We start from the raw sequence: 23,229 nt of genomic DNA on the forward strand, positions 1-23,229 counted from the left end.
TCCATCACTTTTTTATCTCTTTGTTTTCATAACGTTACATTTGAAAACCCAAAGATACGTAGTTTTACGGAGCCTCCATTCGCACCAGTGTGACCCATGTCTCAAGCATGGGGGCACAATATCGGGGCGCGCTCAAAAAATGCCTGACGCCCCACTTAAGGCGCGCCAAACCCATGAACCAAAGCGGTGCAAAAACAGAGCCCCTGAACGCTTTTAAACCGTCGCCTTCGCCCTGTCAGCGCCAAAATGGCGAGGGGTTGGCACAGCATTCGCTTAATGACTTGCCACAACGAGACAGAAACGAGCGCGTCCACGCATTGTTTCAGGGCGCAGCGGGTAAGAAGAAAGTCGCGGACAGAGATCGCGACCCCAGCGTAAAGGTACGCAGCGTAATGCTTGCAGAGCAATTCACCGATAAAAACAAGCAGGCGGAGCAGGAATTGAATCCTGGCTCTTCCGCCGCCACCGGCGCCAGAAACTGGCGGGCGTCGCTCACATTAAACCTGACCAAAGAGTCAAATCGCACCATATTGAAGCAAGCCGTTCACCAAGGCCCTCTGCGGGTGCAACGACCGTTTTATCCAGAAGGCGCGCAACGCCCCCACATCTATATATTGCATCCTCCCGGCGGTTTGGTTTGCGGAGATGAAATCGAAATTGACGCCAGAGTGGAGCAAGGCGCAGGCGCGCTGTTCACTACCCCTTCCGCCGGCAAAATCTATCGCACTGACGCAGCCGGACACCGGCAATGTCAGACCGTTCGCCTGCACTGCGCCGACGCGGACAGCCTGGAATGGCTGCCCCAGGAAAATATTATTTACGACGGCGCCGAGGGCGCGCAGACATTGCGCTTGGAGACCAGCGCCGCCAGCCGCTTCATCGCCTGGGAAATTACCGCACTGGGACGCCCGGCGGCGGACGCTCCATTCGCCCGCGGCGCGTTTACCCAGACCACCCAGATTCTGCGTGACGGCGCGCTCTGCTTCTTCGAGCGGGTCGCGTTGCGCGGCGAGGGCCCCGGGTTTAAAGAGCCCTGGGGACTGCAGGGGCGCCAGGTTTACGGATCGATGCTCGCCGGATACGTGCAGGACTCGCCGCAAAAGCTGCTGCAACAATGCCGCGAGGCGTTGCAGACGAATGCAGCCATCGCCGCCCTTACCGTAGACAAAGACCTGCGCTGGACCCTGACGCGCAAGGACGATCTGATCATCCTGCGCGCGCTGTGTCAGCAGTCGGAGCCCATCAAGCGGTTGTTTATGGCGGCGTGGTCCCTGCTGCGTCCAGCGTTAATCGGCGTGGAAAGCCATCCGCCGCGAATATGGGCGACCTGACGCAGACCGGTTTTGAGGCGATCGCCGATGACGGCTCAAAGCTCAGCAATCGAACAATAAAAGTAACCGCAAGATAAAAGAGGAAGTTCACGATGGAACTCACCCCTAGAGAAAAAGACAAACTGCTGCTGTACACCGCCGCACTGGTGGCGGAGCGTCGTAAAGCGCGGGGATTGAAACTGAATTACCCGGAGGCGATGGCCTACCTGAGCATGGAAATCGTGGAAGGCGCCCGGGATGGCCGCAGCGTAGCGGAGCTGATGGCTTACGGTCGCACGCTGCTGACGCGGGATGACGTCATGGACGGCATACCGGAAATGATTCCAGAGGTGCAGGTGGAAGCCACTTTCCCGGACGGCACCAAACTGGTCACGGTCCACAACCCTATCCCTTAATCGCTGATGGAGATCCAGTCATGATTCCAGGAGAAATAGACGCCCTCCCCGGCGATATCGAAATCAACGCCGGCCTGCCGACCATTACCGTGGAAGTCACCAATACCGGCGACCGGCCGGTGCAAGTGGGTTCTCATTATCACTTCTTTGAAACCAACCCGGCGCTGTCCTTTCCGCGAGAGCAGGCGCGCGGCTTCCGCCTGAACATCGCCGCTGGGACCGCTGTGCGTTTCGAACCCGGACAAACCCGCACGGTGGAGCTGGTCGCCTTGGGCGGCGAGCGCAAGGTTTACGGTTTCCGCGGCGATGTCATGGGCGACTTATGACGACGCCCGGCGCGACAAAAATAAGGCAGCACGCAAACAGGTTACACAGCAGGACTTATCACCATGGCAAAGATTTCTAGAGCCGCCTACGCCGACATGTTCGGGCCAACCGTAGGCGACCGGGTGCGCCTGGGCGACACCGAATTATGGATTGAAGTGGAAAAAGATTACGCCGCCTACGGCCACGAAGTGAAATTCGGCGGCGGTAAGGTTATCCGTGACGGTATGGGACAGTCACAACGTCCTAATACAGAAGCGGTGGACACCGTCATCACCAATGCGCTGATTCTTGACCACTGGGGCGTCGTCAAGGCGGACATCGGGCTCAAGCAGGGTCGCATCGCCGCCATCGGCAAAGCGGGCAACCCGGATATTCAGGACAACATCGACATTATTATTGGCCCCGGCACCGAAGTCATTGCCGGCGAAGGCATGATCGCCACCGCCGGCGGCATCGACGCCCACATACATTTCATCTGTCCGCAGCAAATCGAAGAAGCGTTGATGTCCGGCGTCACCACCATGCTGGGCGGCGGCACCGGTCCCGCCACCGGCACCAACGCCACCACCTGCACCCCCGGTCCGTGGCATATGGGCAAGATGCTGCAGGCCGCCGACGCCTTCCCCATGAACCTGGGTTTTCTCGGCAAAGGCAACGCCAGCCTGCCGGCGGCGCTGGAAGAGCAGATGCTCGCCGGCGCCATGGGCCTGAAGCTGCATGAAGACTGGGGCACCACGCCGGCCTCCATCGACAACTGTCTGAATATCGCCGAAAAGTACGATGTGCAGGTAGCCATTCACACCGACACGCTGAACGAGTCCGGTTTTGTCGAGGATACGCTGGCGGCGTTCAAAGGGCGCACCATCCATACCTATCACACCGAAGGCGCCGGCGGCGGTCACGCACCTGACATTATCAAGGCCTGCGGCGAACTGAACGTGCTGCCCTCCTCCACTAATCCGACCCGGCCTTACACCATCAACACGGTGGACGAGCATCTGGACATGCTGATGGTGTGCCACCATCTGGACCCGGATATCCCAGAAGACGTCGCCTTCGCCGACTCACGCATCCGTAAGGAAACCATCGCCGCGGAAGACATCCTGCACGATCTTGGCGCATTCAGCATGATCTCCTCCGACTCTCAGGCCATGGGCCGGGTTGGCGAAGTGGTCTGCCGCACCTGGCAGACCGCGCATAAAATGAAAGTGCAACGCGGCCCGTTGGCGCAGGACTCCGAGCGCGCCGACAACTTTCGCGCCAAACGCTACATCGCCAAATACACTATCAATCCCGCTATCGCCCACGGCATCGCCCACGAAGTGGGATCGCTGGAACCCGGCAAGCTTGCGGATATTATTTTATGGCGACCAGCTTTCTTCGGGGCCAAGCCCTCTCTGATCATCAAAGGCGGAATGATCGCCGCCGCTCCGATGGGCGACGCCAACGCCTCCATCCCGACGCCACAGCCGGTGCACTATCGCCCCATGTTCGGCGCCTTCGGTCAGGCCATGCAGCAGACCCGCCTCACCTTTGTCTGCCAGGCCGCTCTGGATAACGGAGTGAAAGAGCTGTTCGGTTTGCAGTCCCCGCTCAGCGCCTGTCGCAACACCCGCGCCGTCACCAAGAAGAGCATGGTGCTGAACGACCTGACGCCGCAGATGGAAGTGGATTCGCAAACCTATGAAGTGCGCGCCAACGGCGAGCTGCTGGTCTGTGAGCCTGCAAAAGTGCTGCCTCTGGCGCAGCGCTATTTTCTCTTCTAAAAGCGGAGGCACAGCATGATTCGCATCACCGAACGCTATATCGAGACCGGACAGACGCCCGCCGTCGCTGGCGTCATCAGCCTGACTTACGATGAACGCAAACGCGGCCGTTTGCGCGCCCAAACCCAGTCTGGAGAAGATGTCGGGCTGTTTCTGGAACGCGGCAAAACCCTGCTGGACGGCGACCTGCTGCTGGCGGAAAACGGAAACGTCTATGCCATCAGCGCCGCGCCGGAAACCGTCGCCACCGCGCAGGCCAGCGAAGCGCGTCAGTTTGCGCAAATTTGCTATCACCTGGGCAACCGACATACGCCGCTACAGATTGGCGAACTCTGGGTGCGCTTCCAACCGGACCATGTTCTGGAGGATCTGTGCCGCCTGTATGGATTGGAAGTCGTGCGAGAATCTGCGCCGTTCAATCCTGAAAACGGTGCCTATGGTGGACATAGCGGACATGGCGGACATGGCGGCCACCATCATGGCCACGACCACTCTCACGACCAGAATCGCCACGACGCCAGAGAGCTCAGTGCGCGTTACCATTTTCACGGGCCGGATCATGAACATCCACATGATCATGTTCACCTTCATTCACACCCTCACGAGCATTAAAGGACTTGCCGCCCATGCCGCCTTTAGCGTTGCTGAAACTCATGAACCTGACCAGCCCGGCCTTACCTGTAGGCGCCTTCGCCTATTCGCAGGGCTTGGAGTGGGCCATTGATCACGGCGGCGTCGACACGCCGGAAAAAATCCACGACTGGCTGCAGGGGGTGATCAGCCAGGGACTCGGGAAAACCGATCTGCCGGTGTTGTTCAAGCTGCTGCAGGCCTGGCGCGCCAATGACCACGAACAAATCACCTACTGGAACGCCTGGCTGCTCGCCGCTCGCGAAACCCAGGAGTTGCTGGACGAAGACCGCCATGTGGGCAAAGCCCTGGCCAAGCTTCTGCGGGACCTGGGCGTCCCCGGCGCGGAGCCCTGGCTGGAGCGACCAGCGTCCCTGCTGACGCTGTGGACGCTGGCTTGCACGCACTGGGACATTGATGCGGAGAACGCCGCCGTAGGATTTCTGTGGAGCTGGCTGGAAAACCAGATCGCCGTGGCGGGGAAGACACTGCCGCTGGCGCAGACGGCGGCGCAGCGCATATTGCAGCGACTGATGCCCATTCTGACCGAGACGGTTGCAGCCGCAACGCAGATAAAAGAAGAAAATTTCGGCGCGTCCCTGCCCGGCTGGGCCATGGCCTGCGCCCAACACGAAACGCAATACTCGCGCCTGTTCCGATCCTGAACAGGCGCGCAGGACAATAAACATCATCTGGAGGTAACGCTTTTATGAGCACACAAACTTTGCGCGTCGGCATCGGCGGCCCGGTGGGTTCCGGCAAAACAGCGCTGGTGGCCCGTCTGTGCCAGGAGCTGCGGGAACGCTTTAATATCGCCGTGGTCACCAACGATATCTATACAGAAGAAGACGCCCAGTTTCTGATCCGCAATCAGGCGCTCACCGAAGATCGCATCATCGGTGTGGAAACCGGCGGCTGTCCTCATACCGCCATTCGGGAAGACGCCTCCATGAACCTCGCCGCCATCGACACCCTGACGGCGCGCCATCCCGGACTCGATCTGGTGCTGGTGGAAAGCGGCGGCGATAACCTGAGCGCCACGTTCAGCCCGGAGCTGTCTGACCTGACCCTGTATGTCATCGATGTTTCCGCTGGCGATAAAATTCCCCGCAAAGGCGGTCCAGGCATCACCAAGTCCGACCTTCTGATCATCAACAAGACCGATCTGGCGCCAATCGTAGGCGCTTCATTGGAGGTCATGGATCGCGACGCCAGGAAAATGCGCGGTGACAAACCCTTTATTTTCAGTAATATGAAGACCGGCGAAGGCCTGCAGGACATCATCAGTTTTATTATTGACCAAGGTATGCTGCAAGCGGCTTAGCGTCCCCAGCGGACGACGACACAGCACTCATTTCCAACAAGGGAGCAGATTAATGCGATTCACCAAAGCTCAATTTCTACTACTTACCACTGGCCTGGGCGCCTCCATGGCCGCAGTCGCCCATCCGGGACACGGCGTCGTCGGCGGATTTTTCTCTGGATTGACTCACCCCATGTTCGGCCTGGATCACCTTGTCGCCATGTTGGGCGTAGGCTTCCTGGCTTGGAAAACCGGCCAGAAAGCGCGTCTGTTGCTGGCGTTTCTCGGCGCCATGCTGACCGGCGGCCTGCTGGCTGCCTCAAGCGTTAGCCTGCCGATTCCTGAAGCCATGATCACCGCTTCTTTGTTCGTCCTTGGCGCTGCACTGCTGGTGGCGGGAAACAGCCGTATGCTGACTCTCGCTGCGGCGCCGCTGGTGGCTTTATTCGCAGTTTTCCATGGCTACGCCCATGTCGCCGAGCAACCCGCCGGCGCAGATTCATTCAGCTACGTCAGCGGATTCATTCTGGCGACGGCGATGATTCAGCTGGTTGGCTGGGGCGTTGCGGCGCTAGCCAAACGTTATGAAAAAACCAACGCCACCCGCAAAACCCTTGGCGCTGGCGCAATCGCCACAGGCGTCGCCGCGGTAGCTTCCGCTTTCTGATAGTGAGCGACTCCCTGCGTCCGTGTCGGTAATTACCCACGGACGCACTTTCCCCGCCCCCCTCGTAAGCCAACTTCGCTGACATCTTCCATCCCACTGTAAAATCAGCGTTGGCGTTTCCCTCAATTTTTTCCTATGTTATTACCCTGCAGTAACGGAATAACGAGCAGTATCGGAGCTAGTAGTCCGCAGTTAGCGATTAATAAATGAAGGCTTCCGGCAGGAGTTCATTTAATGATCAGCGTCAAGTCGCCTCATCACGCGCGCAATCAAAATGAAACCTGCTATCTCCACAATAAAACTGCAACCTTAGTGAGGGATTACCACATGCATAATCAACAACAATTGGAGAGTTTTTCTGACATCGAACTCATGCGGCTCGAAGAGCTGATCACGATGAATTTCGATGCCACCGATGAAGACAGCCTGCGTGATTCGCTTGATTTTCTGCAGTCCATCGAACGGGAACTGGGTTATCGCGGCCTGACTGAAAGTTTCGGCCTGGATCATTCCCAGGCGGCCTGATCCGTCACGGGCGAATTCAGCGGTATCGCCCCAACTTCGATTTTCTCGCTCAGTTTTTTATCCAGACAAGTTTTTATCTCTCGCCCATCCCGCTCTCTCATCTCAGACTTATTCGACCTTAGACGATTACGCAGCTTCTGCGGTGAGCGAATCGGCGTGAATTGCCGTACAATACCAGTCAAACCGTCGGCGGAATCATCCGCTAAATCATCAGCTTGTCCGGATTGCAGCACTCATGAAATTAGACGACATCAGACGCGAGTACCTCTACTCCGGCCTGTCCCGCAAAGACCTGGCCGACGACCCCATTGTTCAATTCAAAAACTGGTTGCAGATGGCGATTGACGCCGACCTGAACGCCGACCCTACCGCCATGTCCCTGGCGACGGTCAATGCGCAGGGCGTTCCCAGCCAACGCATCGTATTGCTGAAAAACCTGGATGCCTCCGGATTCGTGTTTTACACCAATCTGGGTAGCCGTAAAGCGCAGAATATCGCGGAAAACGCCAATGTCAGCCTGCATTTCGCGTGGTTGCCGATGGAGCGTCAGATCTGCGTCACCGGCGTGGCGGAGAAGCTTTCCATCGCTGAAGCCACCCGCTATTTTCTGAGCCGTCCTCACGAATCCCAGGTCGCCGCCTGGGCGTCACAGCAAAGCCAGGCGATTGGCTCGCGCAAGTTGCTGGAGCAGGCGTTCGAGCAGATGAAAAACCGCTTCAAGCAAGGCGAAGTGCCGCTGCCCTCATTTTGGGGCGGTTATCGGGTAAGACCGGTGACGATTGAATTCTGGCAAGGCCGCGCGAACCGTTTACACGATCGCTTTATGTATAAGATGGTCGGTGAGAATTGGGAAGTCGAAAGACTGCAGCCATAAGCTGCAGTCCTTTAAGAGCCTTGGAGTCAAGCGAGGATCAGTCGTCCAGACCGCCGCCGCTTTCTTCCATTACTTTACGCAGCTTGCTCATATGCGGCTTGACCGCTTCAACGTCTTCAGGCGGCGCGTTCTTGAATTTCTCCATCATCGCCAGCCCTTGTTGCATCATATCGCGCATCATTTTCTTCTGTTCCGCGCTGATATTCGGATTCTTTTCCAGCTCCGCCAATTGCTGCCTCATGGCGTCCATATCGACTTGCTGCCCCTGCATCTCAATCGCCGCATAGGCGCCGAAAATACGCAGCGCAGTGCTCGCCCATTCTTCCGGCGTGGAGAAACCGTAGCCTTCTACAATATCCTCAACCTGACCGTACAATCCTGAGGCTTTCAGCGGCGCGACAATGTCGTCGATATTGGTGGGGATCATTTCGTTGTCTTTTTCGTATTTGGACAACTCTTCTTCGTGCTTGTCGCCCCACTCCTGCACGGCTTTCTGGGACTTGATCCAGCGATCGATGAGGTCTCCGGTAAGAGGCGCTTCCGCTTGAACAAACAAACTGAAGCAGAATGTGAACAATGCCACGCCTATTTTTGACAGAGTTCTACTGTGCATATATTTCTCCGAGTTTCATTGGGTTGCGCTATCGAATAAAAGCGTTTTCTAGTTTGTTATCGCATTTCGAAAATACGCTTCCGAGTTTAATGGATAATCCGTCTAACGCGCCAGCATAGGCTTTACTACACTCTAATTGTCTGAAGCAATTCAGAGTCTTTTTCATTTCATTTCTTCGTTTACCCTGCTTAAATACTTGCAGATTCCAAGTAACAGTAGCGCTGATGGATCAGCGCTTTTTTTGTATACGTTCCACTATCCATACTCGCTGCACCATAGGTTGAATCCACGTGGCCAATTCGCCAAATGACCTGCTATTTGACTGGCTGTCCGTCATGTCTCCGACTTGCGTTCTGAACATCGGTCCGGCGCAGCCGCCCGCTTTGCTCAGATACAGTGAAGACAGGCAGGTGAATGTGGCCTGCGCCGCCAGGATAGAGGAGATTGCTGGCGCCGATAGCCACCCAGAAGCCGCCATCATCAGCGATGCGGTGGAGAAACTTCCCTTCCAGGCGGGACAAGCACTTCTGGCTGCCCCGCGCAATCTGCTGATCCCCAATGTGCTGGCGACCATAGATCATGATCAGTCGCCTGAGTGGGACTTTAATCACTTGATCGCATTAGGGTTTCGCCGTCTGGAGATGTTTACCGACCATGGTCGGGCGCTGGCGGTTTACGCTTATTCCATCACGGATTACAACCCCAAACGGGCCTGGAACAATGCGGAAAACTGGGCGAATCCAGAGAGGTTTGGTAAGTATTGGTGGTAAACACAACCTCCGCGTAGTGAACTCGAAAGGCTCAGGATGAGTCTACGCAAAGCCGCGCAAACACCCTTCCGCGAATATTTCCAGCACTCTCTGGGCGTCAAAACAATCCTGTAAATGCGCCTCCAATTGCAACCGCTGCGCGGCGGGAATCTGATCCCGGTATACCGATAAATAAGCGGACATGATGGGACAGGTAAATTCAGGATGAAACTGCACGCCCCAGGTGCGATCGCCATAACGGAACGCCTGATGTTTCACGCGCCCGCTGCTGGCCAGATTCACCGCCCCTTCCGGCAGGGTCAATACGGACTGAGCGTGAGTCAGATGGGCGTGAAAGGTGTGAGGCAATCGCGAGAAGATGTAATCATCGCCGTCTGAAGCATGGTTGGTGATCAGCAGGGAGCCGATTTCTCGTCCGTCTGGTTGGTAGTCCACCGCGCCGCCTAAAGCGTCAGCCAGTAACTGGTGACCGTAGCACACTCCCAACAGCGGCAGACCTTGCTCTATCGCCAGCCGCATCCAGCGCCCCAGATCTTCCGACCATTGCGCCCGGTCCGTCACCATCGCTGGCGAACCGGTGACGACGCAGCCAATAAAATTTCCTTCCGGCGCGTCATGGTACATATGGGTATTCCACAAATGAGTGGAGATCCCCATTTTGTCGAAAACATCAATAAACCAACCATCAAAATTACCGAACTCTTCAAGGATCGCCGGATGCGTATCCCCACAGAGCGCGATCAGCAGTTTTCCTGTTTCCATATCGACCAACGCCTTCATTAAAACCAAGCCGCCCGCCTCCCCGACGATCCCAAAGAGAATCCCAGGAAGCAACAGCCGTATCTATTATAATTTAAGCCTCTAAAAGCGCTTTTTACTAAATATAGTGATAAACCTGTCAGAAGTATGCGCTCTTTAGCGCCGACAGATAAGCTTGGCGACTAAAAAACGGCCTACATATCGCCTGACAGCAACGAAGTGAGCCAAAAAATCGTTCTACACCCAGGCGTACATGGGTAAAAAGAACACAGTGAGCAAAGTAAGCGGAACCAACGCAGCAAGAGCAAGCAAAGGAGAAAAGAATGCAGGACAAACAACACATCCGCGCCTGGGTCAACGGCAAAGTCCAGGGAGTCTGGTACCGCAACTCCACCCGTCAAGTCGCCGAACGCCTCCACATACTCGGCTACGCCAAAAACCTGCCAGACGGCCGCGTCGAAGTCCTCGCCTACGGCGACGCCGAAGCCGTCAACCAACTCATAGACTGGCTCCACGAAGGCCCCGAAGCAGCCGTCGTCACTGAGGTCAAAACTGAACAGGTGGAGGGAGAAACGCCGCCGTTGGGGTTTGAGGTATGTTAGGGATAAAAGGTCTTTAGTACAGACCTGCTCCGACCCAACTCGCCAAATCTACAGTCGAAGGCGTGACAACTAGAAACGCTTCTGTTTAGCCATGCCAATCGAGTGAGTCTTGTTTCAGTTTCACCTTGGTTGCTCCAGCCAGTTTTAGGATAGCCACCAGGAAAGGCCCCACATAAACGTTACTTTCCACAAATATTTCATACCCCTTCCTTTTCTTGCTCACACTACCACTTCCAAGGGCTTCTCTGTAACTATAGAAGTCATCCAACCAGAGCCGGTAATCCTTATCTAACTCATCAAAATGCAATAAGTGTTCGGCGCTCTTTTTTATGTCTGGATAATCATCCAGCCACTCCAAATTTTGGCGCCCGTAATGAGGTGCTCTGATTAGGTCGACAATCTCTGGGTTAAACTCGCCTAGCATTGCCTCCACCTCTGAGTTCTTCCCAGTAAACCGCCAGTCGAGTATTTGGTTAAGCACTTCTGCAACTACTGGATTATCATGCTCAAAATATATCTCAGTCGATACGCCACCCATTATCTCTCCTCCAAACTTTTTCCTGGACCTGCACAGCCGCAGCGAATAGAAACATAGCCACAAACGACGCTATCAATAATGCAGCTTAAGGACGGATGACTGATTCACTGCCTCATTCGGTCATCGCGCAGCAAGAATAGCTTCACATGCAGCCAGTCTCGCCTCTCCGCTCATTTTCTTTATCCAAGTCTTTTATGCCTGGCGCATTAGCCAACAATCTGCGGCTTAACTCTTCAGAGAGGCCGATAAATAGTGTTGCGCTACTGTCCCAACATACGATTTCAAACAAAGCGCCGTCTAGCTGGGTACAGGGCTTGCCTTTCCAGAGCGCAGGGTTATCCTCGACATAAGGCAGGCCTGATGTGAAGGCTTCCGTTCCCTTCGGAAATGCGGATATAACAGCCCAGACAAACTGGTAATCGAACTCTTCAATCTTTGCTGCAAACTCTTCGCCCAGCACCCAACTCGGGTCGACGATCCCACACCACCCACCGTCTATATCGGATATGTGCCAGTCATAATCTCTCAGTTCAATTTCAAGCCAACCAGCAATGTCCTTCATGCTGGTGTAGAAGTTAACTTCTGAAACTCCCTTTTGGATGTAGTTCATTATTTAATCCCAGTTTGTAGCGCCCTCCACCATCAAGAACGTTTCGCCAGGGCATCCAGCGTAATCTCGCCAAATCGACTCAGTAGTTTCTTTTCTGCGTCGTCCATGGCGGTTTTTAGCACTTCATTGATCGCATGCTCAATAAAGCAATTTGAGTGTTCGTCGGTGAGACCCAACGTAAACAGGGTCGGCTCGCCAAGCGCATTATGCACGTCAAGTAAGGTGATTTCGTTCAGCGCTTTAATCAACGTCCAGCCGCCACTGTGGCCTTTGGCGGAATCAACATATCCCTGCACTCGCAACATGCCCATGGTGCGGCGCACCACGACTGGGTTGGTCGACAGCATCTCAGCAATCTGCCCTGAAGTCATAGGTTTGTCGCTGGCGGCCAGGTGAATCAGCACGTGCAACACTCGGGATAAACGACTGTCTTTTCTCATCTTGCATCTCGTGTAATAGACGCCCAATCCTATCACGCAACTTTTAACGTTACATCAATTGTCTCGCGCACCCAATATATGTAACATTTACTGTTACGTAAAATGAGAAAACACACATTCAGCAAAGCGAGCGACCCCAAATGGATAAACAGCAACTGACACAACTATTCGACCAACAGGCGCCAAACTACGACACGCAGTGGCGACGGATGTCGCCGATTAACAATGGGCTGTATTTCTTCATGGAGACCATTCTTGGCGTCCTGCCAACAAGAGCCCACATCCTGTGCGTGGGCGCAGGCACAGGTAAAGAAATGCTGCACCTGGCCAAGCACTTCCCAGAGTGGTGTTTTACCGCCGTTGAGCCGTCTGGCGAGATGCTGAATCAGTGCCGCAAAGCCGTTGAACTGGCGGGTTTTACATCCAGGTGCGACTTTTATCAGGGTTATGTGGAGGCACTTCCCAGTGAAGAAAAGTTTGATGGCGCCACCAGTCTGCTGGTTTCCCAATTCATATTGGATCAACAAGCCCGAAGTGAGTTTTTCCGCCATATCGCCAACAGACTCAAACCTGAGGGGCTTCTCGTTAGCGCCGATTTAGTCGCAGATACCCGCAGCGAAATCTACGAGGGACAGTTAAATTTGTGGCTGCGGCTGATGGCGAACGCAGCGGTATCACAAGAGGATATTCAGCGGATGAAAGCCGCCTATAGTCAGGACGTCGCCGTACTGCCGACAGACACAGTCGCGACCATCATCAAAGCGGGCGGTTTTACAACCCCTATTCCCTTTTATCAAGCTGGCCTTATTGGCGCGTTCTTCGCCCATGTCGCCTGACTAAGGCGGTCAACACCTCCCGGACATTGTTCAATGAGTTTTCTGCGAGCCTGGTGGCGGCCTATTTTTTCTCATAACTCATGATGGATTATATAAAGCCGCCATTCGTCCGCCCCGCTCTGGTCAATAATCGTGGTGCGCGAAAACCCTGGCTCTGCGCCACGGATAATCGTTAGTTGGCCCTTGTGGATGATGTCATCCCACTGTTTCTGATTTGGCCAGCCTGATATTTCACGGCCTACTGAAACAAAAAGTGATGACACGTAATTTACGGGCTCGGGGTTGGTTTCGTATCCTGCCTGCGACATAAAAGATGAGAATTGGTTTTTTGGCAGCAGAATCAGCAGCGCAACCAAACCATCCAGGCCCCCTGATTCAATATGGCTGCTAAGAATCTTTGCTTCGGGTGGAAGTTTTAGACGGGCAAGGGCTTCGATTTCATGCGTAGAATAGCTGTGTGGGGTATCTATACTGCGACGGGCTCCCTGATCTGAATTAGAACTCAATCCTGAACCTTCGCCATCGCTACAGGACGGTAATATAGTCAGTATCAGAACAGCCAATATTATTCTCATTGAACCGTTAATAGCCTCCTCCTTCGACCTGTGCAGGCTTGAAAAGCTTCTGCATTCAGTTCAGTGCGCTAATCCTACCCGATTAATTACACAACTCACGCACCCTGTTGAACTAGATCCTTTATTTTTACCGCCTTTTCGAAGTGGTCCAGTTTATTGGTTAAAATCCACCATTCAGCGGCTTCCATTAGCAATTCAGGGTCATCATTTTTATTGGCGAAAAAAGCATAAAACGACACACCGACATTGACGCCTTTAGCCGCAATTTTCTGATCACAGACAGAAATGATCTTCTTCCTCAAACTTTCTCTCATTACAACTCCTCAAGTATCGACGCCGAACACACATTTGGCTGCGCCCTCAATCGACTCTGATTCAGCGCCCCACTAAAACACCCTTTCTCTATACATGAGTAGTAGCGATTGTCACCAAGGCATCTACAAAACATGTATATCCTCTATGGTTATTACAAGCTCCCCTGACGAATTCTTTTTGATTTCTGCAGACAAATTTAAATCACTGACTTCACCGTCATACCACAAATCAAACTCAATCCTTCGAGCTTCCGTAACATCATCATATATATCGTAAACACATACTGAACTATAAGCGGACTCTGGAGGCAAACTTATTATCCCGGGATACTCTCGTAATGCTGCTTCTATCTCAGATTGTGAAAGACGACCATTTTCATTCCTGGCGACTATTTCAGAAAACTTTGAGTTGACAAGAAGTACAACCAAACTCTCAAGCAAGCCTATAATGTTATCGTCCACTTTGTCGCTCCGTTCCCTCAACCAAGCCGATGCCTAGGGAACCTCTGAATAACTCCCAGAATCAGTCATAATACGGCAGTCCAACTCAGCAGGAACACTTTTCATGGATCAGATGACTTTCTCCGAAGCCGAATACCAGAATAAAAAGCGTAAGACCCGCCGGGAAATCTTTCTGGAGCGGATGGATAAGCTGATTCCCTGGGAACGGTTGGAGAAGAAGGTCGCCCGTCATTATCCCAAGGGTGAGAATGGCCGGCCGCCGTATCCGTTATCCGCCATGCTTCGCGTTCACTGCATGCAACTGTTCTATAACCTCAGCGATCCCGCGATGGAAGATGCGCTGTATGAGATTGAGTCCATGCGTCGCTTTGCTGGTCTGCGCCTGTCAGACCGATTGCCGGATGAAAGCACGATCCTCCATTTTCGTCACCTGCTGGAGCGTCACGGTTTAGGCAAGACGCTTTTCAAGGAAGTGAACAAACAACTACAGAAGCAAGGGCTGATGATGCGGGAAGGCAGCATTGTGGACGCGACGATTATTTCCGCCCCGAGCTCCACTAAAAACCAGAGCGGCCAACGCGACCCGGAGATGCGCCAGACCAAGAAAGGCAATGAGTGGCGCTTTGGTATGAAAATGCACATTGGCGTAGACAGCGCCCGGGGACTGATTCACAGCCTTGAAGCGACGGGAGCGAATGTCCATGACATCACAGTTGCGGGCAAATTGCTGCATGGAGAAGAAAGCGTCGTGTTCGGCGATGCCGGTTACCAAGGCATTCATAAGCGGGAGGAACACCAGAAGCGGGCGGGTGTCGCCTGGTTTATCGCGAGACGTCCAGGCGTGCGCCGCACACTGAGCAAAGAGCATCAGAGAATGGAGATGCTGAAAGCGAGCATCCGAGCCAAAGTGGAGCATCCATTCCGCTACATTAAGCAGGTGTTTGGTTATGGCAAAGTCCGCTATCGAGGCCTGGCGAAGAACAGGAATCGATTATATCTACTGGCGGCCTTCAGCAATCTTCTTACGGTGTGGAAAGAGCTGCGGATATAGGGCGATAGGCCCACTTCCGTCCTGAAAGGGGCGAAAGTTGTTGGAAAAAGCAGTATATGGTTGGGCCAAATGCACAATGGAGAGGGATATTGGGATAACTATGGGTTATTCAGAGGTTCCCTAGAACTACGAGCACTGCATTTTTACTACAGTTGCTATTTCAGATCGGCTAATTCTCTAATGCAGATTAGCCTTGCCATGCATGCTCATCTCTCCATTGCTGTTCCGCTTCCCTGCATGCTTTGCAGAAACGAATACCATAGTTCTCGCCATACATTTCTTCTGGCCCATTTACCGATGACATATAACTATTAGGGAACAGTTTTGCGCATGCTTTTGTGTAATCCGGGGAGTAATCAACATGACCACAAAACACCTTAACTTTTCCGTATTCCAGTGTATTACCGTGTAACTCACATACACTGAAGATTTCTTGCAGCACTACAAACGAAGGTATTTTCAGAGCATGCTTTTCGCAGAACTGCTCAATGGCGCGCTCCTGCCAGAATAGAAGCCGGCTATCTCTCCCTCTGTTGATAATTGCGACAAACTTCTTATAGCGCTCATCATTTTTTAGGAATTTTCTAAAACTTTCTCTAAATTCTATTGCGTTCATATGTGAGTATAACGTCGTATATACACAGCAAACCGCAAAAACTGCTGTGTCGTGGGAGCAACGGGTCAACTACCGCTAGTTTTACCCGGAGGGTGTTGCTCAAACCAGGAAACAATTTGAGGCATATGTTGTTCGAAGTTGCCTGGGGTTGATATGTTTAAAACGCCTGCGCGGGACGCGCTTCGATTCTCGAAGTCGTGAGTGACGCCACTGGGGGCGAGAACAAAACTGCCTTTTGGCGCTTCCGTCCATGCTTCGCCAATGAGAAAGCTCATTGTTCCTTCTATAACAAAAAATATATCATCTTCATTGTGGCTATGAGCCCCCGGTCCTTTTGAGTATGGCTCTAACCACCATTCGGAAATTGAATAAGCTCCTGCAGACTCCTCGCCATCCGCTTTGAATATGGCTGAAATAGGCCCCATAGAGTACGAACGGCCTTGGCCTGGCGCTAAGAATATAGGCTGTCGATCTTCGTGTTTCATATTCAATGCTCCGTATTTTTCAGCTAACGCCTTTCTGTGGGATGCTGCCTGGCATCCTTATGATTATTTTGTTAGGTGTTATCATAGCCACACTCGTTGACGAGCATAAGCCCATCAATATCACTGTGAACAGAGATTAATCAGTCATCGCGGTCGAATTGGAGTTGGTATTACAGTGTCTATATTCGAGCGTTTTACAAGCCCTGCCACATTGTGGGTATGTGGCCACTATCAGCACCCGAGGGTGCTGCGAGCCGCCGCTGAGTCAGAAAAAGCTGCGAAAATTTTAGCCTGGATTGATGCACATCGGTTGCACAGGACACATACAAAAACATGAGATATCTACTTTTAACTCTTTTACTTTCACTAGCCGGATGTTCTGTTGAATTTGGGCCTGAGCCGGACAAGGAAGGCCCTGCAGGAACCATATGGGCGGGAGGTGCGGATGGCGGCGTTTTTGTAAGCGTAAAAGATGATAGCAATCCCAATGACCGCATCTATCTTGGGAAAATTTATTACGAGCACGATTCCACAATCTGGTACGACGGGCGCTTAGAGCTGGTTGGCGTTATTGCTTTCGATCCTTCAGATAATACCCAGTACGCCGGTTGGGATGGCGACGATCTACACCTGAAACAAGGGGGATACCTAAAGTCTTTGGATGAACCGCGCCAGCCTACGCCGTAGCCGTCCGTTTTAAACTACGGAATATTATGATTGGCAAGGTAGAGGCAATTAAACAGGACAGACAGTGCAGAAATTGATTTTAAAAGTTGTGGCTGAGTAGAATTACAATATTTCTTAGTGAATTCATGAGAATGAGCAATATAGTCAAGTGCGCAAACGCGCATGCGAAATGCTTAAATTTTAACTGACCGTGAATATGACGCTTTCAAGTAGCCAGCAAGAACAACTTTGGATAGACGCCTGGAACGATCTTGACGATTTACAGGCTCAGAACCTGTTCTCATTTATCCTGTTACCAGACTATGTGGAAGCTAATTTAGAGCAGGCGCAAGGATGGATTCAGGACCGTGTTTATGAAAACTATAAAATTCACTTTGAGATTGCTTTCTACAAAGGGAAAAAATCCATTTTTATTCACGCCGAAAAATGCAACTGAATGCCCATCCACTCAATCAAACTAATGAGACCGAGCCCTTGATTTACTTCGGTTTCTAAAAATATGAATAGATACATATTAAACAGAGAAAACATATAAAGATCCCGAAAGCATTGCAATCACAGCCGCCCCTTTCCGTAGAAGTAGAGAAATGATGCGTAAACGCTTACTCCTATCAAAATTAACCGCCCTCTTAGCTAAAGTGAGCGCCTGCATACTCACGGCGACGCTAGTTGTTTCCTGTACGTCGGTAGAGGAAAGTGTTGCTGGACAATCCGACAGCCCGAAAAGAAGTCTGGTTGATGACTTTGACTATATCGTTCCGATTTTGGATGAGGATCATTTCCGCATCTGCACCGGCCTTATTCTGAAGCACGGACTAGTGGTTACCGCCAAGCACTGTTTTAGGGACGACTCCAAGAAAGGCAATTATTATCTCGCCTACTCTGAGGACAACTCGATTGATCAAAACGATCTTTATATCCCCGTCGCCTCGTTCGAATATGACAGCTCGGTTGAAGGTATCAACGATCTGGCGATCGTGCATTATGATCCGGGTTACACGGAGGGTAAGCTGGCGCTTAAGGATATCCCGCTAAACTTCGGTCCAGCTCCAGAAACAGGCGCAGCGCTGTTTTCAGTTGGCTACCCCATTGTTAAAACGCAGAACACCTTGAGGGTCAGCTCCGCTAGATGCCAGCGCAAGCAGCGATCTGGAAAGCTATTGCCCTCGCCCAAATCGCCGGGGTACGACGGTGTGTTATTCGATACGGACTGCCCCGCCTTCTGGGGAAATTCCGGCGCGCCGGTTTTCAGTGCTCGCTACGATGAACAGGGCAATGTAGAGCTAGTATCCCTGGAAGGCGTAATCACGCATACCTTTGACTTGGTTAGTAATGGGGATCTTGATTATCGAAAAATGAAACACGACGCTTTCGGCCCGTATTTGACGTCGAATTATTCGCCGCTTGGTCAGTCCGTACGCCTGAAGGAAATAATGAAGGCTCTATAAGAGTGAGCCTTCTCCCGACGCATCAACAACAAGCCTGGCAATCAAATCCTGCAACGCCTTCGTCTCCTCCCGCCCAGGAAATACGCAAAAACATAGCGTGACGGCAGGGTTTTCATGGAGCTGCAGGTAACCGCCTTCCCCAGGTTGAGTTTCATCGTAGGAGCGATACGTCGGAAACTGCGTAAACCCCGTAATGCCCGGCTGGTACAGTCGATATTGCGCCGCAATGGGTTCAAACTGGGACTCTGCGTGCGCTGCCAGGATGGCGTCATGAAGCATGTTGGCAAGATGGTCGACCTGTTGCTGCAGCGCGGCCAACCTCCTGCCATTCTCCCTCTCCGCACGCTCCAGAGCATCGCCCTCACCTTTCAGGACCTTGAGTCCCACCGTCATTTCAACGTAGACAAAACCGACGATACTGAACCGGGAAACCATTCCACTCATGTCGCCCACGACTCCAACGTTGGATATACGCTTTGCTGAAAGTTGTTCACGAGAAACACCAAGTTAGACGATAACAATCCAGAGCAGGCGACGACATGGAATAGTTTCCGTCAGATCATCAATTCAATAAATTCATGCAACGCTGATAATCACTATAGCTATGATGGCTTCTCATCTAATTATGGGGATCTTTAACCAATCATCCTTTTACAGAGATCTATCGGTCCAATTACTAAGGTGACTCTCCTTGGACGCTTGGTCCGTCCTTGTTACGCCCCCCCCCCACATATGACCTAGGCCATACCCCCTCTTGCCCCGTCATAACAAGACAAATACCATTTCCTTCCAAAAATACAATTGCACTAGCCCTTAGGGCATCATTGAACACAGGTTTAAGGAGTAACAGTGAATCAGACGTCCCCTTCGCAGAAGGTCGTTAACGACTTATTCCGCATCGCGGAGTTGCTGCGTTATACCGAACAGATAACCCCTTACGGGTATGCTTGGCTGATGGAGTTCTGCGCAAATATAGAAGCCAAAGAGGATGAGCAACAATTTGACGCAGCCATCCCCTCAATTCAGTCAATGACCGATATCACCCCAGAGCCTTCTAAGACAGCTCAGTTATCCCGCCGAAACGGCTAACGAAATTTACGAGCACGGATTTATTAATCAATACGCCAGGGATTTGGCTTTTACTTTAAATGCCAGAGGCGGCCTGAAGCTCCTTTTTGATCGTCGTCATCCACTCTGCAAAATCCGCATCCAAGTATTTCGCCTCATCTTTCAACCAGTCCTGGTAATCCTCGTAGCGCCCTTGCCGGAACCACTTCACCAATTGTTCAACATCATCTGGACGTTGTTCGAACATATACCGCACCGCCCAATAACCCCAATGATAAATACGTGACTCATCGCTCTTGTAGTTGGAGTGTATGATATCCGAGAAACGCACCATTTCTGACAAAGCCGCTTCTTCTGCATCTGGATAATGATCCTGTAAGGCAATGTATTCGGCGACGCCTTCGGCCCACCAAACATTATCTTCAATGTACTCCGACTCCAAACCATACATGGTGAATCGCCCGTCCAGATAATGCACAAACTCATGATCCAGATTCAGTATCTGATGCGAGTCTGAGACCTCTTCTGACTGATAAGCCAGCACTCGCGCCTGGTTAGCTTCATCAAAAGGATCGCCCTCATAGAAAACGCCGCCAGCGGTCACTGCATCGGAATCAAACAATAGCCAGCCCAAGTCAACGAATGTGTCTGAATCTTTAAATATGACCATTTCCAGAGTGTCGTTCTGATCCTCAGCAACGGGCTCTCGTTCACTGTTCAGCATCTGGTGAAAGACATCTTCGCGCCGGGACAAAGCCTCACAGGCGGAGTCAAACTGCTCCTCCGTCATGGATTGAGCCCTTATTCTGACCGTCTCGCCACACATGCGCTCTCGGCGCAAAATAACAGTCTCGACGCGCTTTCTATAATCGCAAGCGTTGTAAAGCCTGCAGTTCGACTTATCGTAGTAATCCACTGAGCCGGCCAAAATGCTCCACACATTCGCGGTGTCACGACTCAGGTCATATCTGTTAATCAGGTTACGTATGAAGTGGCCTGTATCATCCCGTATCGTTTTATACTGCAGAAAGCGCCCGAGCTCTTTGACGGCATTCATCAATAGATACTCCCGGCTGCCTACCAACCACGAATCTTTATCAACAATGAAGCGATAAAGCGCGTTAGGAATCTGCGCATCATGAGAGGCGATGTCGACAAAGGCGTCATTGTCATGGCCTTTATAGTAGATATTGAAAAGCTCGTTTAACGCTAAATCATAACGCTCATTGGCGTCGGTCAGCGGGCCCAGTTTCTCTAACCAGGCGACGGACTCATTGACAACCACTCCCTGATTATCAGAAGTGTTTACCAGTTTAAAAGACAACTCCGTCAATCGCGCGCGATCTGCTCCAATGGCGCCTTGAAGAGCATTATTGGTAACTTGAACGACAACTACCGCAACCTGTTTCTGCAACGTCTTTCCATATAGCTTCTTCTTACGCGGGCGGTTTCTTTCCAGCACATATCCCGCATGCAGATATTGAATGAGGTTCGTCAGTTCATAGATATTATCTTCTTGAAAATAAGATGATTCTGAAGTGGCCGCTTGCGCCACGACTGACATGTTGGCTTCTGAGAATACATTGAGAAGAGCTTGTTCCTCCATGAAGACCAAGTCCCTCACACAATCATGATCCATTCCCCATATGGCCAGAACAAATTCGTCACCCGAGAGCCCCGAAAGTCCATCCAAATAGCAGTCAGGCTTACTCTCTTCCTCGTAGTAAGGCTCGTCCTCTTTTGCTCGACTGTATGCCGGCAGCGGCGGAGGCAGTTCTGATAACTTTTCCGGCTGCTCCGAGTTGTGTCGAAAATACTTAAAAAGCTCCCCACCGCCCTTTGACCATGTCATTGCGCTGACAGTGAGAATAAGAAAGACAACGCCAACCACAAAGGGGGCTCTAAACCATCTGTTCGCTGGCGTCATGACGATTCCTGAAGAGATTTACAACTGATATGAAAAGTACGCTGCGGATTATGAGCTTTACCGCACGGGCCATGAAGATATACCGATAGAAGTTATCGGTCTGTCTAAGAAAAGCATCAAATTGTATCAAAGCCGCCAAGCAGATAAGGCAATGACTAAACCAAAGGCTATATCGCTTTACCGCCGTACCTGCGCATTCTATCCAGCCAGTGTTTTCGGGACCGCGAATCAGAATCCTCCACCGCGCCAATCAGCGACGCCTGGACCGGCGAAACGCCACAAATACCCAAGATATTACGTTTTAGACTTTTTAAACTATGCGAACGATAAAACCAGCGATAGACAAACGCAGGCATCCCCATCGTTACGACAATACGCGCTCTGCGCCCTTTCAATAGCCTTTTGGGCCACTTATCGCCACCGCTTACAGCAAACCCCGGCCGTAGCGTCTGCTCCAGGAATGCTTTTAATATCGCAGGAAGATCTCCCATCCATAGCGGATAAACAATAAACAGACATTCGGCCCATTGGATTTCTTTTTGCGCAGCGATAATCGATTCCGGCGGCGGTTGTTCTTCAAACTCCTGCTTTGAACGCAACCAGGGAAAATTCATTGTCGCCACCGCCAGCCTACGCACGTCATGCCCCGCCGCCACCGCGCCGTCTGCATACGCGTCAGCCAAGGCATGACAATACCGGCCTCCCCGTGGATCAGGGTGCCCCTGAATAATCAAAATACGCGCCCCCATAGGCTGCTCCCTGAGAGACTAATCATCTATTTTATATTTTTCTCAATTAACCAAGGCGGGCATTTGTTGCTGATCAATATTCAACAGCTTTACTTGATAAGTGGTCCGTCATGAGAGTTTTCATCTTAATCCTCAGTCACTTAGACATTTTTTCTTTACTTGCCCAAACCATTACTGTATACATAAACAGACATGGATAAACATATAGTATACACAGAATTTTATCAGACCTTTTAGGGTCCCCGGAGGGTGGAGTGATTAAGCTAACCAAGCGCCAGGAGCAGGTTTTACAACTGATTCGCGAGCATATTGAGGAAACGGGTTATCCACCTACCCGGGCGGAGATTTCTAATCGTCTGGGGTTTCGCTCCGCTAACGCTGCGGAAGAGCACCTGAAAGCTCTGGCGAAGAAAGGCGCTATCGAGATGGTTCCCGGCGCCTCTCGCGGCATCAGGTTGCCAGCGACGGAAACGCAAAATCAGGGGATTCCAATTGTCGGTCAGGTTGCAGCGGGCTACCCCATTCTGGCCCAGGAAAATATTGAAGAATATTGCGAACTGCCTCCATCCTTCTTTACTCCTTCCGCCGATTATTTTCTTCGTGTCAAAGGCATGAGCATGAAGGACGTGGGAATACTCGACGGTGATTTACTGGCGGTGCATCGCACGACCGATATCCACAACGGGCAAATTGTGGTTGCGCGCATTGGCGATGAAGTGACTGTAAAGCGCTTTCAGCGTCAAAAAAACAAAGTGCTTTTATTGCCGGAAAACGAAGAGTTTGAGCCAATTGAAGTGAATCTGTCGCAACAACCGCTGGACATCGAAGGACTGGGCGTCGGCGTTATTCGCCGCTAACAGG

32 protein-coding genes are annotated in these 23,229 nt (G+C 52.0%); 19 read left to right on the top strand and 13 right to left on the bottom strand.

Annotated elements, in window-relative coordinates; genetic code table 11:
* The first annotated feature begins 392 nt into the window (after positions 1-392).
* The 10 genes from ACQYWX_RS20730 (at position 393) to pdxH (ending at position 7,818) form a co-directional block, all read left to right on the top strand.
* Positions 393-1,331, top strand: a complete 939-nt coding sequence (locus tag ACQYWX_RS20730; protein WP_431686185.1) for an urease accessory protein UreD — start codon at positions 393-395, stop codon at positions 1,329-1,331.
* 92 nt (positions 1,332-1,423) lie between these two features.
* Entirely contained in the window at positions 1,424-1,726 is a 303-nt protein-coding gene (ureA, locus tag ACQYWX_RS20735; RefSeq protein ID WP_305906126.1) for an urease subunit gamma, read from the top strand.
* Between the two features lie 20 nt (positions 1,727-1,746).
* Positions 1,747-2,052, top strand: a complete 306-nt coding sequence (locus tag ACQYWX_RS20740; protein WP_216737371.1) for an urease subunit beta — start codon at positions 1,747-1,749, stop codon at positions 2,050-2,052.
* A gap of 63 nt (positions 2,053-2,115) precedes the next feature.
* Complete coding sequence (gene ureC, locus ACQYWX_RS20745) at positions 2,116-3,819, top strand: urease subunit alpha (RefSeq protein ID WP_431686186.1); 1,704 nt, start codon at positions 2,116-2,118, stop codon at positions 3,817-3,819.
* 15 nt (positions 3,820-3,834) lie between these two features.
* The gene (gene ureE / locus ACQYWX_RS20750; protein WP_431686187.1) at positions 3,835-4,431 is read left to right on the top strand and encodes an urease accessory protein UreE; all 597 of its coding nucleotides are present in this window, start codon (positions 3,835-3,837) and stop codon (positions 4,429-4,431) included.
* Between the two features lie 14 nt (positions 4,432-4,445).
* Positions 4,446-5,114, top strand: coding sequence for an urease accessory protein UreF (locus ACQYWX_RS20755; RefSeq protein ID WP_431686188.1), 669 nt, complete (start codon positions 4,446-4,448; stop codon positions 5,112-5,114).
* A gap of 44 nt (positions 5,115-5,158) precedes the next feature.
* Positions 5,159-5,773, top strand: a complete 615-nt coding sequence (gene ureG, locus ACQYWX_RS20760) for an urease accessory protein UreG (RefSeq protein WP_127972211.1) — start codon at positions 5,159-5,161, stop codon at positions 5,771-5,773.
* A 52-nt stretch (positions 5,774-5,825) separates the two neighbouring features.
* Positions 5,826-6,419 carry a HupE/UreJ family protein gene (locus tag ACQYWX_RS20765; protein WP_431686189.1) on the top strand — a complete coding sequence of 198 codons (594 nt, stop codon included), beginning with the start codon at positions 5,826-5,828 and terminating at the stop codon, positions 6,417-6,419.
* A 234-nt stretch (positions 6,420-6,653) separates the two neighbouring features.
* Positions 6,654-6,944 (top strand): hypothetical protein, encoded by a 291-nt coding sequence (locus ACQYWX_RS20770; protein ID WP_431686190.1) that lies wholly within the window; start codon positions 6,654-6,656, stop codon positions 6,942-6,944.
* A 235-nt stretch (positions 6,945-7,179) separates the two neighbouring features.
* Positions 7,180-7,818 carry a pyridoxamine 5'-phosphate oxidase gene (gene pdxH / locus ACQYWX_RS20775; RefSeq protein ID WP_127972217.1) on the top strand — a complete coding sequence of 213 codons (639 nt, stop codon included), beginning with the start codon at positions 7,180-7,182 and terminating at the stop codon, positions 7,816-7,818.
* Between the two features lie 37 nt (positions 7,819-7,855).
* Here the strand turns inward: pdxH and ACQYWX_RS20780 are convergent, their stop codons facing one another.
* Positions 7,856-8,431 (bottom strand): hypothetical protein, encoded by a 576-nt coding sequence (locus ACQYWX_RS20780; protein WP_216737365.1) that lies wholly within the window; start codon positions 8,429-8,431, stop codon positions 7,856-7,858.
* A gap of 290 nt (positions 8,432-8,721) precedes the next feature.
* On the opposite strand from ACQYWX_RS20780, the gene ACQYWX_RS20785 reads away from it, so the two are divergent.
* Positions 8,722-9,201, top strand: a complete 480-nt coding sequence (locus tag ACQYWX_RS20785; RefSeq protein ID WP_431686191.1) for a DUF6231 family protein — start codon at positions 8,722-8,724, stop codon at positions 9,199-9,201.
* Positions 9,202-9,243: 42 nt separating this feature from the next.
* Here ACQYWX_RS20785 and ACQYWX_RS20790 read toward each other — a convergent pair whose 3' ends face one another.
* Positions 9,244-9,963, bottom strand: a complete 720-nt coding sequence (locus tag ACQYWX_RS20790) for a glutamine amidotransferase (RefSeq protein WP_431686192.1) — start codon at positions 9,961-9,963, stop codon at positions 9,244-9,246.
* Positions 9,964-10,283: 320 nt separating this feature from the next.
* On the opposite strand from ACQYWX_RS20790, the gene ACQYWX_RS20795 reads away from it, so the two are divergent.
* The gene (locus ACQYWX_RS20795; RefSeq protein WP_431686193.1) at positions 10,284-10,562 is read left to right on the top strand and encodes an acylphosphatase; all 279 of its coding nucleotides are present in this window, start codon (positions 10,284-10,286) and stop codon (positions 10,560-10,562) included.
* Positions 10,563-10,647: 85 nt separating this feature from the next.
* On the opposite strand, the gene ACQYWX_RS20800 is transcribed toward ACQYWX_RS20795, so the two are convergent.
* From ACQYWX_RS20800 to ACQYWX_RS20810, 3 genes are all read right to left on the bottom strand, one after another.
* A complete protein-coding gene (locus ACQYWX_RS20800; protein WP_431686194.1) occupies positions 10,648-11,100 on the bottom strand; it encodes a hypothetical protein in 453 nt (150 codons plus the stop codon).
* A 142-nt stretch (positions 11,101-11,242) separates the two neighbouring features.
* On the bottom strand, positions 11,243-11,710 hold the full coding sequence (locus ACQYWX_RS20805; RefSeq protein ID WP_431686195.1) for a hypothetical protein: 468 nt from the start codon (positions 11,708-11,710) through the stop codon (positions 11,243-11,245).
* 32 nt (positions 11,711-11,742) lie between these two features.
* A complete protein-coding gene (locus tag ACQYWX_RS20810) occupies positions 11,743-12,150 on the bottom strand; it encodes an Rrf2 family transcriptional regulator (RefSeq protein WP_431686196.1) in 408 nt (135 codons plus the stop codon).
* Positions 12,151-12,290: 140 nt separating this feature from the next.
* On the opposite strand from ACQYWX_RS20810, the gene ACQYWX_RS20815 reads away from it, so the two are divergent.
* Positions 12,291-12,986, top strand: a complete 696-nt coding sequence (locus ACQYWX_RS20815) for a class I SAM-dependent methyltransferase (RefSeq protein WP_431686197.1) — start codon at positions 12,291-12,293, stop codon at positions 12,984-12,986.
* 71 nt (positions 12,987-13,057) lie between these two features.
* Here the strand turns inward: ACQYWX_RS20815 and ACQYWX_RS20820 are convergent, their stop codons facing one another.
* The 3 genes from ACQYWX_RS20820 to ACQYWX_RS20830 all read right to left on the bottom strand — a co-directional run bounded on the left by ACQYWX_RS20820 (position 13,058) and on the right by ACQYWX_RS20830 (position 14,337).
* Entirely contained in the window at positions 13,058-13,549 is a 492-nt protein-coding gene (locus ACQYWX_RS20820; protein ID WP_431686198.1) for a hypothetical protein, read from the bottom strand.
* A gap of 107 nt (positions 13,550-13,656) precedes the next feature.
* On the bottom strand, positions 13,657-13,875 hold the full coding sequence (locus ACQYWX_RS20825; protein WP_279508151.1) for a DUF6500 family protein: 219 nt from the start codon (positions 13,873-13,875) through the stop codon (positions 13,657-13,659).
* Between the two features lie 123 nt (positions 13,876-13,998).
* On the bottom strand, positions 13,999-14,337 hold the full coding sequence (locus tag ACQYWX_RS20830; RefSeq protein WP_431686199.1) for a DUF7668 domain-containing protein: 339 nt from the start codon (positions 14,335-14,337) through the stop codon (positions 13,999-14,001).
* A 103-nt stretch (positions 14,338-14,440) separates the two neighbouring features.
* Between ACQYWX_RS20830 and ACQYWX_RS20835 the strand changes: the two genes are divergently transcribed.
* Positions 14,441-15,388, top strand: a complete 948-nt coding sequence (locus tag ACQYWX_RS20835) for an IS5 family transposase (RefSeq protein ID WP_431685803.1) — start codon at positions 14,441-14,443, stop codon at positions 15,386-15,388.
* 187 nt (positions 15,389-15,575) lie between these two features.
* On the opposite strand, the gene ACQYWX_RS20840 is transcribed toward ACQYWX_RS20835, so the two are convergent.
* Together ACQYWX_RS20840 and ACQYWX_RS20845 are read right to left on the bottom strand one after the other, a co-directional pair.
* Positions 15,576-16,004, bottom strand: a complete 429-nt coding sequence (locus ACQYWX_RS20840; RefSeq protein WP_431686200.1) for a hypothetical protein — start codon at positions 16,002-16,004, stop codon at positions 15,576-15,578.
* 65 nt (positions 16,005-16,069) lie between these two features.
* The gene (locus ACQYWX_RS20845) at positions 16,070-16,489 is read right to left on the bottom strand and encodes a cupin domain-containing protein (RefSeq protein WP_431686201.1); all 420 of its coding nucleotides are present in this window, start codon (positions 16,487-16,489) and stop codon (positions 16,070-16,072) included.
* A 333-nt stretch (positions 16,490-16,822) separates the two neighbouring features.
* Between ACQYWX_RS20845 and ACQYWX_RS20850 the strand changes: the two genes are divergently transcribed.
* The 3 genes from ACQYWX_RS20850 (at position 16,823) to ACQYWX_RS20860 (ending at position 18,624) form a co-directional block, all read left to right on the top strand.
* Positions 16,823-17,176, top strand: coding sequence for a hypothetical protein (locus tag ACQYWX_RS20850; RefSeq protein WP_216737354.1), 354 nt, complete (start codon positions 16,823-16,825; stop codon positions 17,174-17,176).
* A 196-nt stretch (positions 17,177-17,372) separates the two neighbouring features.
* A complete protein-coding gene (locus tag ACQYWX_RS20855; RefSeq protein WP_431686202.1) occupies positions 17,373-17,612 on the top strand; it encodes a hypothetical protein in 240 nt (79 codons plus the stop codon).
* 151 nt (positions 17,613-17,763) lie between these two features.
* Complete coding sequence (locus ACQYWX_RS20860) at positions 17,764-18,624, top strand: S1 family peptidase (protein WP_431686203.1); 861 nt, start codon at positions 17,764-17,766, stop codon at positions 18,622-18,624.
* Here ACQYWX_RS20860 and ACQYWX_RS20865 read toward each other — a convergent pair.
* Positions 18,619-19,068, bottom strand: a complete 450-nt coding sequence (locus tag ACQYWX_RS20865) for a hypothetical protein (protein WP_431686204.1) — start codon at positions 19,066-19,068, stop codon at positions 18,619-18,621. The genes ACQYWX_RS20860 and ACQYWX_RS20865 overlap by 6 nt on opposite strands.
* Positions 19,069-19,473: 405 nt before the next feature.
* Here ACQYWX_RS20865 and ACQYWX_RS20870 point away from each other — a divergent pair, with 405 nt between their 5' ends.
* On the top strand, positions 19,474-19,713 hold the full coding sequence (locus ACQYWX_RS20870) for a hypothetical protein (protein WP_431686205.1): 240 nt from the start codon (positions 19,474-19,476) through the stop codon (positions 19,711-19,713).
* Positions 19,714-19,768: 55 nt separating this feature from the next.
* On the opposite strand, the gene ACQYWX_RS20875 is transcribed toward ACQYWX_RS20870, so the two are convergent.
* Positions 19,769-21,619 (bottom strand): collagenase, encoded by a 1,851-nt coding sequence (locus tag ACQYWX_RS20875; protein WP_431686206.1) that lies wholly within the window; start codon positions 21,617-21,619, stop codon positions 19,769-19,771.
* A gap of 167 nt (positions 21,620-21,786) precedes the next feature.
* Positions 21,787-22,368 (bottom strand): NAD(P)H-dependent oxidoreductase, encoded by a 582-nt coding sequence (locus tag ACQYWX_RS20880; protein ID WP_431686207.1) that lies wholly within the window; start codon positions 22,366-22,368, stop codon positions 21,787-21,789.
* Positions 22,369-22,622: 254 nt separating this feature from the next.
* On the opposite strand from ACQYWX_RS20880, the gene lexA reads away from it, so the two are divergent.
* A complete protein-coding gene (gene lexA, locus ACQYWX_RS20885; RefSeq protein ID WP_347815435.1) occupies positions 22,623-23,225 on the top strand; it encodes a transcriptional repressor LexA in 603 nt (200 codons plus the stop codon).
* Positions 23,226-23,229: the final 4 nt, after the last annotated feature.

The organism is Hahella sp. NBU794 (genome assembly GCF_050749805.1).
GTDB lineage: Bacteria > Pseudomonadota > Gammaproteobacteria > Pseudomonadales > Oleiphilaceae > Hahella.